This is a genomic window from Halomonas sp. HK25, assembly GCF_047795635.1.
In the GTDB taxonomy this organism is placed as follows: Bacteria; Pseudomonadota; Gammaproteobacteria; order Pseudomonadales; family Halomonadaceae; genus Halomonas.
The window spans coordinates 3697702-3711186 of record NZ_CP181044.1; the positions used below are offsets into that span (position 1 = coordinate 3697702).

Genomic DNA, 13485 nt, shown 5'->3' on the forward strand with positions numbered 1-13485 from the left:
ATGCCAAAAACAGGGAAATGTTCCATGAAATCACCCCAGAAGGCGTGGATTCCAGTCGCTCGGCTCGGTCGCGGGTCTTGAGCCGCTAACGCGGCTTCAGCCGTTCTCTTGCCGCTATCGCGGCTTCAGCTTTCTTCGCGCCGCTAGCGCGGCTTTACCTCGGCGAGGTGGCGGCTCACCGCGATCCAGGCGCCCAGCCAGCCGAGGAGTATACTACAGCCAACCAGCATAGCAGAACCGTTCACCCCCAGCCGCGGCAGGCTGAAGCTGGCACCGTAACTGGCCGCCAAGGCCGCGACCGGGGCCGCCAGCCACTCGCTGCCGAGCGTCAGCAGCCCCCAGGCCAGCAGGCCTCCCCCCAGCCCGTACCATCCCCCGCTGTAGAGGAAGGGGCGGCGCACGAAGGCATGGGTGGCGCCGATCAGGGTCACCACCTCGATCTCCTTGCGGCGGTTCTCCACCGCCAGGCGGATGGTGTTGCCCACCACCAACAGCACCCCGCCGCCGAACAGCACCGCCAGGGCCAGGGCAACGCGACGCCCCAGCTCCGCCAGGTGGCGCAGCCGCTCGATCCACGCCAGGTCCAGGCGCACCTCCTCCACCCCCGGCATCGTCTCAATCACTCCGACCAGACCCCGCACCGCTTCTGGCGTGGGGTCGGCCGGGGTGACCACCACGCTGGCCGGCAGCGGATTCTCCTCCAGGCGGCCCAGGGCATCGGCGAGACCGAGCGCCTGCTGGAACTCCGCCATGCCCTCCGCGGCGCTGATCAGCCGGGTGCGGCCGACCCCCGCATGGGCGGCCAGCGCCTCCTCGATGCGCTCGGCCTGGGCCTCGTCCACGTGGTGAGCCAGATAGGCGGTCAGGGTGGCGCTCTCGGTGAGTTCGGCATCCAGCAGCCGGGCGCCGTCCAGGGTCAGCCACAGCGCCGCCGGCAGCACCAGGGCGATGGCAATGGCCAGCATGGTCACCAGGCTGCCGAGGGGCGCCCGCAGCAGCCGCCAGGCGCTGTCCAGGGCCATGGCCCGGTGGTGGCGCAGCCAGCCGCGCAGTCGGCTCGACGAGCGGGTCCGGTGGGTGCGAGCACCGCGAGGCGGCGGCGGAGCGGGACGGCGGCTCATGCGGCCTCCTGATCGGCCACCAGCCGGCCGTCGCGCAGCCGCAGGGTGCGGTGGCGCAGCCGGGCGATCAGCGCCAGGTCGTGGCTGGCGATCATCACCGTGGTGCCGATGCGGTTGAAGTCCTCGAACAGCGCCATGATATCGGCGGAGAGCTGGGGGTCGAGGTTGCCGGTGGGCTCGTCGGCCAGCAGCAGCGGCGGCTTGCTGACCACCGCCCGGGCGATGCCCACCCGCTGTTGCTCACCGCCGGAGAGCTCGATGGGCAGAGCGCGCTCGCGGTGCAGCAGCCCCACCTTGTCCAGTGACGCGCGCACCCGGCGCGCCGACTCACGCGGCTCCACCCCCTGGATCTCCAGGGGCAGCGCCACATTGTGAAAGATCGAGCGGTCGTGGAGCAGCTGGTGGTCCTGGAAGACCACACCGATCTGGCGCCGGTAGAAGGGCACCTGGCTGGCGTGGAGGCGGTCGATGTCGTGGCCGGCCACCAGGATGCGCCCCCGGGAGGGGCGCTCCAGGCGCATGACCAGCCGCAGCAGTGAGCTCTTGCCGGCCCCGGAGTGGCCGGTCAGGAACACCATCTCGCCGCGGCGCACGCGGAAGTCGAGGTTGGCGAGCGCCTCGAAGCGCCCGCCGTAGCGCTTGCCTACGTGCTCGAAAACGATCATGTCGCGTCGTCGTTGCCGTCGCGGTCGAACAGGGCGTCGATGAACTCGCGGGCCTCGAAGGGCCGCAGGTCATCCAGGGACTCGCCGACGCCGATGAAGCGGATCGGCGTGCTCATCTGCTTGGCCAGGGCGAAGATGATGCCGCCCTTGGCGGTGCCATCCAGCTTGGTGAGGGTCACCCCGGTGATCGGCACCGCCTCGTTGAAGGTGCTGGCCTGGGCAAGGGCGTTCTGACCCGTGCCCGCGTCGAGCACCAGCATCACCTCGTGGGGGGCAGTGGCGTCCACCTTGCCCATCACCCGGTGGACCTTCTTGAGCTCCTCCATCAGGTGGGACTTGTTGTGCAGGCGACCCGCGGTGTCGGCGATCAGCACGTCGACGCCGCGGGCCTTGGCGGCGGCCACCGCGTCGAAGATCACCGAGGCGCTGTCGGCGCCGGTGTGCTGGGCGATCACCGGCACCTTGTTGCGCTCGCCCCATACCTTGAGCTGCTCCACCGCCGCGGCGCGGAAGGTGTCGCCGGCGGCCAGCATCACGCTGCGCCCCTCGCGCTGGAAACGCTGGGTCAGCTTGCCGATGGTGGTGGTCTTGCCCGCGCCGTTGACGCCCACCACCAGGATCACGAAGGGGCCCTCGCCTTTCGGGGGCAGGATCAGCGGCCGGCTCACCGGCTCCAGCATGGTGGACAGCTCCTCCTGCAGGGCGCGATAGAGCGCCTCGCTATTCTGGAGCTCCTTGCGGGAGACGCGCACGGTGAGGCGTTCGATGATCTCGGTGGTGGCCTCGATGCCCACGTCGGCCAGCAGCAGCTGGGTCTCGAGGTCCTCCATCAGATCGTCGTCGATCTGCTTCTTGCCGAGGAATAGATCCGCCAGGCCGTCGGTGAGGTTGGCGCGCGTCTTGCCCAGGCCGGCCTTGATACGCGAAAACCAGCCCGTCTTCTCGCCGGCGACGGGCTTCTCCTGCAGCGCGGGACGAGCGGGCTCGGGCTCGGGCTCGGGCTCGGGCTCGGGCTCGGGCTCGGGCTCGGGCTCGGGCTCGACAACAGGCTTGGACTCGGCCGCATCGGGCTCAACGGCGGGGGTCCGGAAGACCGCTTCTGCCGGCTTCGCCGACTCCGGGGCTTCACGAGACGCCTCCTGCTCGACGGCGGGCTCGGGTTCCACTTCGACCTCGGGGCTCTTCTCGAGCACGTTCTCGAGCACTTTCTCGACGGGCTGCTCGGCGGGCTCTGGCTCGGATAGGGCCTCGGACGCCTCGGCGGCCTCTTCCTGGCGCTCCTGCTCTTCGCGGGTCGCCTCGTGTTCCTGCTGCTTCTTCTTGCGCTTGAGAAAACCGAACATGGACAGAATCAGCCTCGCGGGTGAACGAATCGCCACATCCTACCACCGCCCACCATGACTGTGGATAAGCCCCCGGGTACAATCCCCGCCATGACTCGACGCCCCCCACGCGCCCCCCGCTCGGGCAAGCCCGCCGATGGCCGCCAGCAAGGTGGCAGGAATCCTGGCCGACGGGGCACCGGCGGCCGTCTGAGAATCATCGGCGGGGACTACCGCCGCCGCCTGCTGCCGGTGCTCGACAGCCCAGGCCTGCGCCCCACGCCAGACCGCGTCCGCGAAACCCTGTTCAACTGGCTCACCGCCGCCCTGCCCGGCGCCCGGGTACTGGACCTGTTCGCCGGCACCGGCGCGCTGGGGCTGGAGGCCCTCTCCCGCGGCGCGCGGGAGGCCTCCTTCGTGGAGCGCGACTCTCGCGTCGCGGGCCAGCTCGAGGAGAACCTGGCGACTCTGGGAGCGGCCGAGCGCGGCCGGGTGGTCACCGCCGACGCCGCGGCCTACCTGGCCGGCCCGCCGGTGCCCTGCTCGCTGGTGTTCCTCGACCCGCCCTTTCGCCAGGGGCTCGCCGAGCCCTGCTGTGCGGCCCTGGAGGCCGGTTGGCTGGCCGATGAGGCCTTCATCTACCTGGAGTGCGAAGCGGGACTGGAGCCGGCGGTGCCGGCGACCTGGCGGCTGCACCGCGAGGTGCGCGCCGGCGACAGCCACGGCAGACTCTACCGGCGTGACACGTCGCCGCGTGACGACGCTTGCTGAGGCCGGGGCTCGGCGTTACGCTGCTGCCCATCCCCTTATCAATCAAGCAACCTCGCCCCGCCCCGGGGCGCCGGCTCGGCCTCAAGGACTGTTCAAGAAGGACCGTTCCTGAAGGACCATTTCGAAGGGCCATCCCGGAAGGACATCAGGAGAACAGCATGAGCAATGAACTCTTCACCCGGCTCGAGCAGAAGGTCACCAGCGCCGTCGAGGCCCTGGAACTGCTGAAGATGGAAGCCGAGGAACTGCGTGAGGAAAACACCCGCCTGAAGCAGGAGCGCGAGGAGTGGGAGCGCCGCCTGACCGGCGTGCTGAGCAAGCTGGATGAGATCGAGTCCACCGAGACCGCCTGACCTCGGAATCAACCGCCGGTCGCGTCCTGCGCGGTCAGCGGCAGCGACATCAGCAGCGCATCCTCTCGGGCTGCGCCGCCCGCCGCCCCGGCCTGCCGGGGCGGCGTCGTTTCTGGCGTCTGGGCAGTGGAAGGCTGCGGCGGGTAGTAGCCACGGCGAACACCGTCTTCCCGAAACCCCGCGCCACGATAGAGGGCGATGGCCGGCGCATTGCCCGCCCGCACCTCCAGGAGCAGCCGCTCGCTGCCCCATGCCCGGGCCTGAGCCACCACCGCCGCCAGCAATCGCCGAGCGAGCCCCCTGCCCCGCCAGGCGTCATCCACCAGCATCGCCTGCAGCTCCGCCTCGAAGGGCAGCCGGGCCACCACCGCGTGGCCCGCCAGCCGGTCGCCGGCCATCAGGCCGAATACCGCCGTAGAAGCATCAGCCAGGGTCGCCGCCAGCTGCGCGCCAGAGCCGCCCGTGGGCCAGCCGTGGGCCGCCTCCATGGCAGAGATACCCTCGAGATCAGCCGACGTCAGGTGCACCAGGGCAAGGCCCTCTGCAACTCCCCCGGGGGGGGCCTCAGCGGTCACCATCCGTCCGCTCGATCGTCTCTCGCCACGCCTCACCCCAGGCCAGCAGCTGCGGCAGCAGCCCCCGCTTGGCCTCGGCGCTGACGGCCAATTCATCGAGCGCCGGCCCTTGCCAGGCCGGCAGGTCCAGCAGCGGGCACTGCTCGGCGTCCAGCGACAGCACCTGGCCGAGCGCCTCGTCCTCGCCGAACAACAGCAGCCGCTCGGGCGCCCAGCCGCGCCGACGCGCGCCGGCGATAAAGGCCTGCAGCCCCTCGCGGGCTTCCTCCAGGGGCTCATGAACCGTCAAGCCCTCCTCCAGCGGCCAGCGAAAGCCCTGCAGCACCGGCAGCGGTGCGGCAATCCCGGCGGCGCGCAGCAGGTTGGCCAGCAGCTTGAGCTCCGTGTGCCCGGGCGGCTGCTCGCCGGCCAGCATCAGCAGCCAGCGCCCCTCCAGGCAGGCCGCCTGGAAGGCGAAGCGCAGGGGCTCCTGAGGGGCACGCGGTTCGGCGGTCGCCGCCCCGATGGGCGCTGCCGCCTCCTGTGCCGTGGGCTCTTCCAGCAGCGCCCGGGCCATGCCGGGCCGTGGCGCCTGGGCCCGTGGCGCTTGGGCCCGCGGCGCTTCCGGCTCGGCGGAACGCACCGGAGGCGCCTCGCGGGCCTCATCCAGCAGCGCGTGAAGGCGCTCTCCCGGGGCCTCGGCGGGTGGCGCCTCGGGCAGCTCCCACTCGCAGGCCGGGGTCGGGCGGGCATTGGGCAACGCATAGCGCGCCACCCAGGCCGTCAGGCCCATGGCCTCCAGGTACTGCAGCCGCTGCGGCTCGCTGGTCACGGCTTGCTGCCGCCCCGGCAGTCGGGCGAATCGGGGCGACTCTGGCCGCTGGCCTGCCACTCGGCGGGGGTGTAGAGGTGCAGCGCCAGGGCATGGACCGGACCGGCCAGCTCATCGGCCAGCAGGGCGTAGACCTGCTGATGGCGCTTGACCGGCATCAACCCCTCGAGATGCTCGGAGACAAGCGTCACCTTGAAGTGGGTCTCGGAATTGGGCGGCACATTGTGCCGATGGCTCTCGTTCTCCACCGCCAGAAAGGCGGGCGCGAGGGCCTGCAGCTTCTCTTCGATGATGGCCTGAATGCTCATGGCGGCTCCCGGATTAGTTGAATAAATAGCTCTTCGCAGACTGACGAGAGGTGCTAAGTTGCCGTTGCCTTTCAAGCATTCACGAATGCTTGAAGCTACTGGTGGGAGATCGGCTCTGCCGAGCGAATGGCGCCGCAGGCGCCCCGGCGGTGTTTCTGGCGTTGGAGCATGCCGCAAGGAGCCCTTCGGTCTCCATTCGTCGAAACGTCGAACCGCGGGCGAAGCCCAGCTCCCACAATAGCTGATCAGCCACAACTGAGATTCACGCGAATTTTCGAGGAGCTTAATGAAAGCCCCATTGTACTCGCTCTCTCGAGCAGTAACGATGCGCCTCACTCGCCCGAGGCTGCCTCCTTGGCACTGCGCTGGGCGGCGCCGGCCAGGGGCACCCGGGCCAGGCTGGCGCCCAGCGCCAGCAGGGTGGCCAGGGCGCCGAGCCACAGGGTGGCCTGCACCGGCATGCCAGTGGCCAGGAAGGCGCCCACCAGGGCCACCCCGAGCGACTGCCCCACGGTGCGCGAGGTGCTCATGATGCCGGAGGCGTTGGCGCTGCGCTCCCGCGGCACGGTACTCATCAGCTCGCGGTTGTTGGGCGGCTGGAAGAGTCCGAAGCCGACCCCGCACAGCAGCATGCGCCACAGCACGTCGACCACCCCCGCCTCGGCATCGAGCCGCGCCAGCAGCGCCAGCCCCACCAGCAACAGGACGAGCCCAGCACTGGAGAGCAGGCTGGGGTTTACGCGGTCGGCCAGGCGGCCGGCACGGGGGCCCACCAGCATGATCGCCAGCGGCCAAGGGGTGAAGAGCCAGGCGGTCTCCAGGGGCGAGAAGCCCATCTCGCTCTGGAACAGGAAGGAGAGCGCCACGAAGGCCAGACCCTGGCCCACGAAGGCGGTGCCCTGGGCCACCAGCGCCAGGCTGAAGCGCGGCTCACTGAAGATCGCCAGCGGCATCAGCGGATGGTGGGCCCGTCGCTGGCGGCGCAGGAAGAGCAGCGCGGCCGCGATGCTAAGGAAAAACCAGGCCGCCACCCGCCCTGCCGGCATGCCGTGGCCGACGCCATCCATGGCCACGAAGAAACCGCACAGCATGGCCACCGAGAGCAGCGCCCCGACCAGGTCGAAGCCGCCAGGCCGGCCGGCTTCCCGGGGCAAGACCTTCCAGGCCAGCACCACCGCCACCGCCCCCAGCGGCAGGTGCAGGGCGAACAGCCAGGGCCAGCCGGCCACCGAGAGCAGCACGCCGCCGATGGCAGGCCCCGCCGCATAGCCACCGGCCACCACCATGGCAGAGAGCCCCAGCGCCGAGCCCAGCAGGCGCGAGGGGAAGATGGATCGGTAGAGCGAGGGCCCGATGGAGAGCGTCGCCGCCGCTCCCAGGCCCTGCAGGGCGCGGAACACCAGCAGCGACTCCAGGCTGGTGGAGAGCGCACTGCCCAGGGAGGCCAGGGTGAAGATGCCCACCCCGGCCACGTAGATCCGGCGGCGGCTGACCAGCTCACTGAGCGCGGCGAAGACCAGCAGAAAGGCCGCGCAGCTGATCTGGAAGAGGTTGGTGACCCACACCGCCCGGGAGGCGGACACCTCGAGCCCCGCCGCGATGGAGGGCAGCGCGATGTTGATCATGGTGGTATCCACCACCGCCATCAGGGTGCCGAGAATCAGCGCCAGCACGGCCAGGCGCCGCTCGGGGCCCGGCAGGCCATCATCGTCGGGGCGGGTCTCGAAGAGTGGGCTCATAGGGGTTCCATCACGAAGAAACCGGCCGGAGCCGGTTTCATGTTGCCAGCCTGTCGGGCGGGCTCAGTCCTGGTCGACATCCATCAACAGCGAATCGTCGACTTCGGAGATCTCCAGGGCCGCCTCGTCGTCGAGGTCGATGGCCAGGTAGCTGTGCTCCACCTGAAGGAAACGCTGGAACAGCGGCCAGTCGATGGCCTCTGGCCACTGGCGCTCGTCCTCCTCCCAGGCGCGCAGCTCGGTCTCGAGAATCTCGAGGTAGCGCTCGCGCACGAAACCCGCCAGGGCCTCGGGAGTGTCCATCTCCGGAATCAGATAGACCGTGCTTTCACGCTCGACGTCGTCCAGGGCGATGTCGTCATCCCCCATTGTCGGTTCAAGGGCGTTGATCCAATCCACGAAATGCTGGGTAGGGCGGACGCTCAGGGCAGAGCGGTTGAGCAGTTTCATGGGGGTCTCCTCGACGTCGAAACGATGACCATTATGGGTGCAGGCCGCAGTGTTTACCAATGCTTCCCGAGCTTCCCGAAAGTTGGGTTCTTCGCAGTCTGGCGTGACATTGCCCGGTGGGAGATTCCATGTTGCCCCTTCGGCCTTAACGACGCTTGAAGCGACTGGCGGGAGATCGGCTCTGCCGGGCGAATGGTGCCGCAGGCGCCCCAGCGGTGTTGCCGGCGCTGGCGCATGCCGCCCAGGAGCCCTTCGGTCTCCATTCGCCGGGCGAAGCCCAGCTCCCACAATACCCAGGAGCCCTTCGGCCTTAACGACGCTTGAAGCGACTGGCGGGAGATCGGCTCTGCCGGGCGAATGGTGCCGCAGGCGCCCCGGCGGTGTTGCCGGCGCTGGCGCATGCCGCCCAGGAGCCCTTCGGTCTCCATTCGCCGGGCGAAGCCCAGCTCCCACAAAACCCAGGAGCTCTTCGGCCTTAACGACGCTTGAAGCGACTGGTGGGAGATCGGCTCTGCCGGGCGAATGGCGCCGCAGGCGCCCCGGCGGTGTTGCCGGCGCTGGCGCATGCCGCCAGGAGCCCTTCGGTCTCCATTCGCCGGGCGAAGCCCAGCTCCCACAAAACCCAGGAGCCCTTCGGCCTTAGCGACGCTTGAAGCGACTGGTGGGAGATCGGCTCTGCCGGGCGAATGGCGCCGCAGGCGCCCCGGCGGTGTTGCTGGCGCTGGCGCATGCCGCCCAGGAGCCCTTCGGTCTCCATTCGCCGGGCGAAGCCCAGCTCCCACAAAACCCAGGAGCCCTTCGGCCTTAACGACGCTTGAAGCGACTGGTGGGAGATCGGCTCTGCCGGGCGAATGGCGCCGCAGGCGCCCCGGCGGTGTTGCCGGCGCTGGCGCATGCCGCCCAGGAGCCCTTCGGTCTCCATTCGCCGGGCGGAGCCCAGCTCCCACAAAACCCAGGAGCTCTTCGGCCTTAGCGACGCTTGAAGCGACTGGTGGGAGATCGGCTCTGCCGGGCGAATGGCGCCGCAGGCGCCCCGGCGGTGTTGCTGGCGCTGGCGCATGCCGCCAGGAGCCCTTCGGTCTCCATTCGCCGGGCGGAGCCCAGCTCCCACAAAAACCAGCTCCCACAATGCCCGGCATTTCGAAGCGCAGCCCCTTCAATCCACCTCCGGGCGCATGGCAGGGAACAGCAGCACGTCTCGGATCGAGGCGCTGTCGGTCAACAGCATCACCAGGCGGTCGATGCCGATGCCCTCGCCGGCGGTGGGAGGCAGCCCGACCTCCAGGGCGCGCACATAGTCGGCGTCGAAGTACATCGCCTCGTCGTCGCCGGCCTCCTTCTCCGCCACCTGCTCGCGGAAGCGCTCGGCCTGGTCCTCGGCGTCGTTGAGCTCCGAGAAGCCGTTGGCGATCTCGCGTCCACCGACGAAGAACTCGAAGCGCTCGGTCACGAACGGGTTGTCGTCCTTGCGCCGCGCCAGCGGGCTCACCTCGGTGGGGTACTCGGTGATGAAGGTGGGCTGCTTGAGGCGGTGCTCCACGGTCTTCTCGAAGATCTCGATCTGGATCTTGCCCAGGCCCCAGCCATCCTTGACGTCGATATCCAGCCGCTCGGCGATCTGGCGCGCGGCGGCCTCGTCGGCCAGCGCCTCGGCGTGGATATCCGGGTTGAACTCGAGGATGGCGTCGAAGACGGTGATCCGCTTGAGCGGAGAGCCGAAGTCGTACTCGTAGTGCTCCAGTTCCTCGCCTTCGCTGTTGCGCACGGTGTTGACCACCGTGGTGGTGCCCAGTACCTCCCGGGTGAGGGTGCGCAGCATCTCCTCGGTGAGGTCCATCAGGTCGTGGAAATCCGCATAGGCCTGATAGAACTCGATCATGGTGAACTCGGGGTTGTGCCGAGTGGAGAGGCCTTCGTTGCGGAAGTTGCGGTTGATCTCGAAGACCTTCTCGAAACCGCCCACCACCAGGCGCTTGAGATAGAGCTCAGGCGCGATGCGCAGGTACATGTCCTGGTCCAGCGCATTGTGGTGGGTGACGAAGGGCCGCGCGGTGGCGCCGCCGGGAATCTGCTGCAGCATGGGGGTCTCGACCTCCATGTAGCCGCGCGCCTCGAAGAAGCGGCGCATGGCGCTGATCACCGCGGCGCGGGTCTCGAACACCTGGCGCGAGTCCGGGTTCATGATCAGGTCCACGTAGCGCTGGCGGTAGCGCGCCTCGAGATCGGTCAGGCCGTGGAACTTGTCGGGCAGCGGGCGCAGGCTCTTGGTGAGCAGCTGGGCCTCCACCATCATCACGTAGAGATCGCCCTTGCCGGACTTGTGCACGGGGCCGCGCGCCGCGACGATGTCGCCGATGTCCCAGCCCTTGATCTCCTCGAGCATCTCCGCCGGCAGCCCCTTCTTGTCGACGTAGAGCTGGATCTGCCCGCTGACGTCCTGGATGACGACGAAGGGCCCACGCTTGCGCATGATACGCCCGGCCACGCCGGCCTGGCGGTTCAGCGTCTCCAGTTCGCCCTTCTCCTTCTCGCCCAGTTCCTCGATCAGCTCGGCGGCGTGGCTGTCGCGGCGGAAGTCGTTAGGGAAGGCGCTCTCGCCCCGCTCGTCGGCCCGCTCGCGGCGTGCGGCCAGCTTGGCACGACGCTCGGCGATCAGGCGGTTCTCGTCGTTCTGCGGGCTATCCGCTGAGGAGCTTTCGTTGGCCATTTCGTTACAATCCTTGCTTGAGGCTGGCGACGATGAACTGGTCGATATCACCATCCAGCACCTTGTCACAGTTGCTGGACTGCACGCCGGTACGCAGGTCCTTGATGCGCTGGTCGTCCAGCACGTAGGAGCGGATCTGGCTGCCCCAGCCGATGTCCGACTTGGACTCCTCCGCCTCCTGCTTGGCCACGTTGCGCCTATCCATCTCGTGTTCCCACAGCTTCGCCTTGAGCTGCTTCATGGCGAAGTCGCGGTTGGCGTGCTGGCTGCGCTGGTTCTGGCAGGCCACCACGATACCGGAGGGTTCGTGGGTGATACGCACCGCCGAGTCGGTGGTGTTGACGTGCTGGCCGCCGGCGCCGCTGGAGCGGTAGGTATCGACGCGCAGGTCCGCCGGGTTGATCTCGACCTCGAAGCTGTCATCGACCTCCGGCGACAGGAACACCGAGGCAAAGGAGGTGTGGCGGCGGCCGCCGGAGTCGAACGGGCTCTTGCGCACCAGACGATGCACGCCGGTCTCGGTGCGTAGCCAACCGAAGGCATAGTCGCCCTGAACATGCACCGTGGCCGACTTGATGCCGGCCACTTCGCCGCCGGAAAGCTCGGTGATCTCGGCCTTGAAACCGTGATGCTCCGCCCAGCGCAGGTACATGCGCAGCAGGATATTGGCCCAGTCCTGGGCCTCGGTGCCACCGGAGCCGGACTGGATATCCAGGTAGGCGTTGTTGGGATCCATCTCGCCGGAGAACATGCGCCGGAACTCGAGCTTCTCGAGGCTGGCCTGCATGCCGTCGAGCTCCTTCTGGACCTCGGCGACGGTGTCCTCGTCCTCTTCCATCTCGGCCAGCTCCAGCAGGTCGCGGCTGTCCGCCAGCCCCTGCTCCAGCTCGTCGATGGTCTGGACGATGGTTTCCAGCGTCGCCCGCTCCTTGCCCAGTTTCTGGGCATAGTCCGGATCGCTCCAGACGCCCGGATCCTCGAGCTCGCGAGTGACTTCCTCTAGCCGATCCTTCTTCTCGGCATAGTCAAAGATACCCCCTCAGGACGTCTGTCCGTTCAGACAGGTCCTTGATGAGGTTGTGAATCGGGTTGGTTTCCAGCATGGCTCACTCGCCTGAATCTGCGGTGGAAAAGCGACCGCCGCGGCGCAGGCATCGAGCCAGCGCCCCGGCGGCACGGATAGGGCTTGTGCTAAAGGGGGACATTGTAGCGAACCTGGCGCCATGCCGCATCCGCCGGGGCCTCCCTGTTCGACAGCCCAGACGCAGGGAACCCGGCCGACGCCGGGTTCCCTGGGGTCGTCTGGCAGGCTGCCGATCAGAAGCGGTAGGTCAGCTGGGCGCCGAAGCCGTGGGCCTCGTTCTTGTAGTCGGCGGCATAATCCAGCTGGGTCGGGCCCAGGGTCCGCTCGCGGTCGACCCTGGTACTACGCTCGGTCAGATAGGAGTAGGCGAAGTCGAGGGTCATATCCTCGGTCGGGCTCCAGCCGGCGCCGATGGAGAAGATACGGCGATCATCGGAGGGGATCCGCACGCTACGGAACTGGTCGCTGGTCGGGGTATTGTCGATGGTTACACCCGCGCGCAGTGCGAGTTGGGGATTGAGCTGATACTCCCCACCGACCGAATAGGCCCAGGCGTTGGAGTAATTCTGGGTCTCCTGGGTGATGGGGTCCGGGTTGACGCTGCCATCGATACGGATCTCTTCAAAGCGACTCCAGCGTGCCCAGGATGCGCCAAACATCAGCTTCAGGTTATCCGTCATCTGTTGAGTAAGCGAGAAGTTGACGGTCTCTGGCGTCGTCAACTCGAGTGAAGCATCCTGGTTCGGAATCAATGCCTCTGCTCCACCCGACGCCTGTGACTGGCCATCGAGGGTATAAGAAACCTTTGACCGGTAGGTCAGGCCCAGAGTCGTCTCTGGAATCGGCTGGTACATGACGCCCAGGTTATACCCCAGGGCTTCGTCATCGCCTTCAACGCGAACCTCTCCGTCAGGCCCGCCTGGGCGCCCCAGCAGCACACCCGGGATCTTGGTCGCCAGTTCGCCATCGACACGGTTATAGGTAATGCCTACGCCAGCCGACCACTGATCATTGAAGCGGTAAGACACGGTCGGCTGGGCACTGATCACCCTCAGCTCGGTATAGTTGCCGAAATTTCGCCCCTCGAAGGTATCCTCGTAGTCGGTCTTGGAACCGAAGGGCGCATAGACGCCGAAACCGAAGGCCAGGCGCTCATTGACCGGGTGCGCATAGAAGGCAAAGGGAATCAGTGTACCCGGCACCATATCACCGTCATTCGTGCCACTGATCGGCCCCATCGGGACTTGCACGGCACCGGGAGGCACACCAAGCCCGGCGGCAGCGCCATCAATGGAGGAGTCTGAACTGGTATTGGAAATATCCGTATTGACGTTCAGATAGGTCCCGCCCGCGGTCACCTGGGCCCGGTCCAGAAACGACATGCCGGCCGGGTTGCCATAGACGATGGTGGCGTCGTTGACGTTGGAGCTACGCCCGGCGTGACCGTAGCCCTGGCCGCTGACGCTCTGCTCGTTGATCTGATAGCCGCCCGCTTGAGCCTGGCTGGCGAAGGCGGCGGCAGCGATGGCCACGGCCAGGGAAAGGCGATTGAACTTGTTCTTCATGAGATCCACCCCTT

General features: G+C 67.9%; 14 protein-coding genes. 2 read left to right on the top strand and 12 right to left on the bottom strand.

Translation table 11 applies throughout. From position 1 onward, the window contains the following. Positions 1 to 143: 143 nt before the first annotated feature. The 3 genes from ftsX to ftsY are packed head-to-tail and all read right to left on the bottom strand — an operon-like array spanning position 144 to position 3129. A complete protein-coding gene (ftsX, locus tag ACM26W_RS17335) occupies positions 144 to 1121 on the bottom strand; it encodes a permease-like cell division protein FtsX (protein ID WP_416138221.1) in 978 nt (325 codons plus the stop codon). Then, complete coding sequence (gene ftsE, locus ACM26W_RS17340; RefSeq protein WP_416138222.1) at positions 1118 to 1786, bottom strand: cell division ATP-binding protein FtsE; 669 nt, start codon at positions 1784 to 1786, stop codon at positions 1118 to 1120. Before ftsE ends, ftsX begins: the two co-directional genes overlap by 4 nt. After that, on the bottom strand, positions 1783 to 3129 hold the full coding sequence (ftsY, locus tag ACM26W_RS17345; RefSeq protein ID WP_416138223.1) for a signal recognition particle-docking protein FtsY: 1347 nt from the start codon (positions 3127 to 3129) through the stop codon (positions 1783 to 1785). The genes ftsE and ftsY overlap by 4 nt, the downstream gene beginning before the upstream one ends. Before the next feature lie 90 nt (positions 3130 to 3219). On the opposite strand from ftsY, the gene rsmD reads away from it, so the two are divergent. Both rsmD and ACM26W_RS17355 read left to right on the top strand, forming a co-directional pair. Next, positions 3220 to 3879: a 16S rRNA (guanine(966)-N(2))-methyltransferase RsmD gene (rsmD, locus tag ACM26W_RS17350; protein WP_416138224.1), complete on the top strand. Its 660-nt coding sequence runs from the start codon at positions 3220 to 3222 to the stop codon at positions 3877 to 3879. Between the two features lie 158 nt (positions 3880 to 4037). Beyond that, positions 4038 to 4232, top strand: coding sequence for a cell division protein ZapB (locus ACM26W_RS17355; protein WP_379758012.1), 195 nt, complete (start codon positions 4038 to 4040; stop codon positions 4230 to 4232). Between the two features lie 8 nt (positions 4233 to 4240). Here the strand turns inward: ACM26W_RS17355 and ACM26W_RS17360 are convergent, their stop codons facing one another. From ACM26W_RS17360 to ACM26W_RS17400, 9 genes are all read right to left on the bottom strand, one after another. Continuing rightward, a complete protein-coding gene (locus tag ACM26W_RS17360; RefSeq protein WP_416138225.1) occupies positions 4241 to 4810 on the bottom strand; it encodes a GNAT family N-acetyltransferase in 570 nt (189 codons plus the stop codon). Next, entirely contained in the window at positions 4797 to 5618 is an 822-nt protein-coding gene (locus ACM26W_RS17365; RefSeq protein WP_416138226.1) for a hypothetical protein, read from the bottom strand. Before ACM26W_RS17365 ends, ACM26W_RS17360 begins: the two co-directional genes overlap by 14 nt. Further along, positions 5615 to 5926, bottom strand: a complete 312-nt coding sequence (locus ACM26W_RS17370; RefSeq protein WP_416138227.1) for a BolA family protein — start codon at positions 5924 to 5926, stop codon at positions 5615 to 5617. Before ACM26W_RS17370 ends, ACM26W_RS17365 begins: the two co-directional genes overlap by 4 nt. Before the next feature lie 332 nt (positions 5927 to 6258). Beyond that, positions 6259 to 7665, bottom strand: coding sequence for an MFS transporter (locus ACM26W_RS17375; protein WP_416138228.1), 1407 nt, complete (start codon positions 7663 to 7665; stop codon positions 6259 to 6261). Between the two features lie 63 nt (positions 7666 to 7728). Continuing rightward, positions 7729 to 8115, bottom strand: a complete 387-nt coding sequence (locus ACM26W_RS17380) for a hypothetical protein (RefSeq protein ID WP_416138229.1) — start codon at positions 8113 to 8115, stop codon at positions 7729 to 7731. Positions 8116 to 8590: 475 nt separating this feature from the next. After that, positions 8591 to 9175: a hypothetical protein gene (locus ACM26W_RS17385; RefSeq protein WP_416138230.1), complete on the bottom strand. Its 585-nt coding sequence runs from the start codon at positions 9173 to 9175 to the stop codon at positions 8591 to 8593. Between the two features lie 96 nt (positions 9176 to 9271). Continuing rightward, complete coding sequence (lysS, locus tag ACM26W_RS17390; protein ID WP_416138231.1) at positions 9272 to 10822, bottom strand: lysine--tRNA ligase; 1551 nt, start codon at positions 10820 to 10822, stop codon at positions 9272 to 9274. 4 nt (positions 10823 to 10826) lie between these two features. Next, positions 10827 to 11925, bottom strand: a protein-coding gene (gene prfB / locus ACM26W_RS17395) for a peptide chain release factor 2 (RefSeq protein ID WP_416138232.1) whose coding sequence is annotated in 2 segments (ribosomal slippage) — positions 10827 to 11849 and positions 11851 to 11925 — 1098 coding nt in all. Because the reading frame shifts where the segments join, the coding sequence is not laid out codon by codon here. 214 nt (positions 11926 to 12139) lie between these two features. Beyond that, positions 12140 to 13471, bottom strand: a complete 1332-nt coding sequence (locus ACM26W_RS17400; protein WP_416138233.1) for an OmpP1/FadL family transporter — start codon at positions 13469 to 13471, stop codon at positions 12140 to 12142. Positions 13472 to 13485 lie beyond the last annotated feature (14 nt).